General features: G+C 50.6%; 2 protein-coding genes. Both read left to right on the top strand.

Features of this window, described 5'->3' with window-relative positions:
- Window positions 1-1,474 (top strand): HAMP domain-containing sensor histidine kinase (locus AAF564_26570; protein ID MEM8489137.1); only part of this gene is annotated, 1,474 nt, incomplete at its 5' end.
- A 305-nt stretch (window positions 1,475-1,779) separates the two neighbouring features.
- On the top strand, window positions 1,780-2,208 hold the full coding sequence (locus AAF564_26575; protein MEM8489138.1) for a hypothetical protein: 429 nt from the start codon (window positions 1,780-1,782) through the stop codon (window positions 2,206-2,208).
- The last annotated feature ends 553 nt before the right edge of the window (window positions 2,209-2,761 follow it).

Genomic DNA, 2,761 nt, shown 5'->3' on the forward strand with positions numbered 1-2,761 from the left:
CTTTGCGATTTTCCTTGTGTCAGTCCTCGTACTGGCCGTTGCTGTATCATGGCTCAGCATCCGTGCTGCGCAGGATATTGAACTGGAAACAGACCAGAAGCTGAATAAAACGCTGGCAGCAGACATGTCAGGCGAATTTCAGGAGTGGGTTGTCGAGAAAATCGACGACGAAATGATCCAAAAAGAGATCATGAACTTCATGGGGCTGAACCGACGGATCGAGATTTACCTGCTTGGCGGCGACGGCATGATCAAAGCCTATTATGGGCATGATGGACAGGAAGCCGTTACGCAGTTTGTAGATACAGAGCCGTTGGATGCCTATTTGGCCGGCGCGGAATTGCCCATCATGGGGCAAGATCCCCTGGAGGCGGGCAAAATGCGGCCCTTTAGCGTGGCGCCCATCGAAATCATGGGTGAACAAGGGTGTTACCTCTATATCATCCTTGGGGGACAGCGGTATGAATCCGTTGCAGCAATGATTCAGGATAGCTACATCGTACGCACAGCCTCAATTGGTGTTGGCCTGAGCGTACTGTTTACCCTGATTCTCGGTATGGTCATGTTTGGCTTTATCGCCAATCGGGTGCGGAGCATGAAAGCTGTGGTAAAGGCATTTGAAGATGGGGACCTCGAGCAGCGCATCGAAACCCGGTCTGAGGATGAATTGGGGCAATTGGGGACTTCGTTCAACCAGATGGCGGATACCATCGTGAGTGACATGGAGAAGCTGAAAAATGCCGACAAACTGCGCCGTGAACTAATTGCCAACATTTCGCACGACCTCCGCAGTCCACTTGCATCGATCCAGGGATACCTCGAGACAATCTTGATGAAGCAGGAAGACCTGAGTGCAGAAGAGCGCCGGCGGTACCTGACGGTCGGACTCAAAAACACGAAGCGGCTCAATGCGTTGGTTGGCGCGCTCTTCGAACTGTCGAAACTCGACGCGAAACAGATTGAGCCACACTTCGAACGCTTCTCAATTGCCGAACTCGTTCAGGACGTAGTGATGCAGTTCAAGCCGCTGGCAGAGAAAAAAGGCATTATCATCCAGGCCGAATTGGGCATGGGGCCATTTCCTATGGTCTATGCAGACATTGCCCTGGTAGAGCGTGCCATTTCAAACCTGATCGACAACGCCATCCGCCACACGCCGGAAGGGGGGCATGTAAGCATCATGCCAACCAATGGGGACACATCGTATGTAAGTGTTGCCGTGAAAGATACCGGGAAAGGGATTTCTGAACAGGATGTATCGCGTATTTTTGACCGGTTCTACCGCGTTGAAAAGAGCCGTACGCCGAGTGGTGGTGGTGGTGCCGGCCTTGGTTTGGCAATCGCCAAGCGTATTTTTGAGCTTCATGGCAGCACGTTGTCTGTGCAAAGCGCCCTGAATAAGGGGACAACGTTCAAGTTTATGCTCCCAACAAGTGCAGAAATGCTCTTTGCAGACGGCATTAGCGCTAATTAGCCCAGTTAAAGCCCCGGATTCAAGCTGAAATACAGGTCACCGGGAGATGGCCTAAGTTCATTAAATTTATGCACTTACGCGAAGAGTTTTGCCTTGTAGGTAAATTGCCTGTAGGTAAATATTGTGGATAACTTGTGCACAAGGCCGGGGGATGTGGATGAGTATGGGAAAAAAAGTGGATAAATAACCTGCAAGGGAGGAGATAAAATACCTACCTTGCGCGTGTTAATGACACAATTCTTTTGTCTGGTCTTATCCCGCCCGTATCTGGGCATTTAAACTGGGTACATTAAACAGAGACTGCCATGATCACGAAAATGATCGAAAAGAGCGGTACCGCCATTAAGAGCAGGGCATCCCGGCTCCGTCCGCGTCAGCTTCTCCTCGAACTCCAACGGATGCGCGCAGAAAACGAACACTTGCGCCGCGAAAATATGGTGTTACGCGGTGAAGTCACCCGATTGCGCCTCTACAACGAAATGGAAATTGCCACCGGAGATGGAGGACGATCTGTGCCGCGCTCTATTCCTGAGACGGCGAGGAAATTCTTTCATATCCTGCCGCAGGCCTTCGAGCAAGTAGAATTTTTTAAGATGGCCTCCGACCTGGGCTTTAGCGTCGAAAATACGCAGCGCATCATGGGCATCTTCTTACGCGAACGACTGCTCGTGCGCAGCCCGCAAGAAGGTTTCGAAAAAGCAGACCTCAACCAATTTGAGCTGCCTCTGAGCTGATACCGACTTACCAGATTTTACCAGCCACCTCATTCTGCCCGCGAGCTAGCCCCTTAAAGTAGGTAGAAAGAGGTGGCCATTTTTTGTCTGTCGGTTTTTTGAGGGGGGAGCGCTGTTTGTCGGATGAGGAGTGCCGCGTGGCAAATGCTGAACGCCCACTCACTACGCCCGCCATCCTTCATCCTCTATCTCTGCCTGTCACCCCTAACTCCCTCGTCATCTATCCTTCGCTCCCTCGTCATTCCTAGCCTCCACGTCATGCCGGACTTGATCCGGTATCCAGAGAACGGAAAGGGCAGCTGAAGTTGATTGTATCGCTGTATGGATCCCCAATCAAGTTGAGGATGACTGTCCAATAAGACACTTAAACATATAAAAAACAATAATTTATCTCGCCCGTTCTTGACGCCTATTTAGTACCGGACAAAACATGAGAAGACAGTAAAAAAGAGACGGAGTTCTTTGATTAGCTTATTGGTGAAGAAACCAACTAACCTGAAGCCCCCCGTCTCATCATGGAGATTACTACATTAGTGACTCGCCTGCAATCCTA

It is taken from the genome of Bacteroidota bacterium (genome assembly GCA_039111535.1).
Lineage (GTDB): Bacteria > Bacteroidota > Rhodothermia > Rhodothermales > JAHQVL01 > JBCCIM01.

What these genes read in the sequence shown, in the direction of transcription:
- AAF564_26575 (MEM8489138.1), top strand. Translation starts at nt 1,780, where the DNA reads ATGATCACGAAAATGATCGAAAAGAGCGGTACCGCCATTAAGAGCAGG.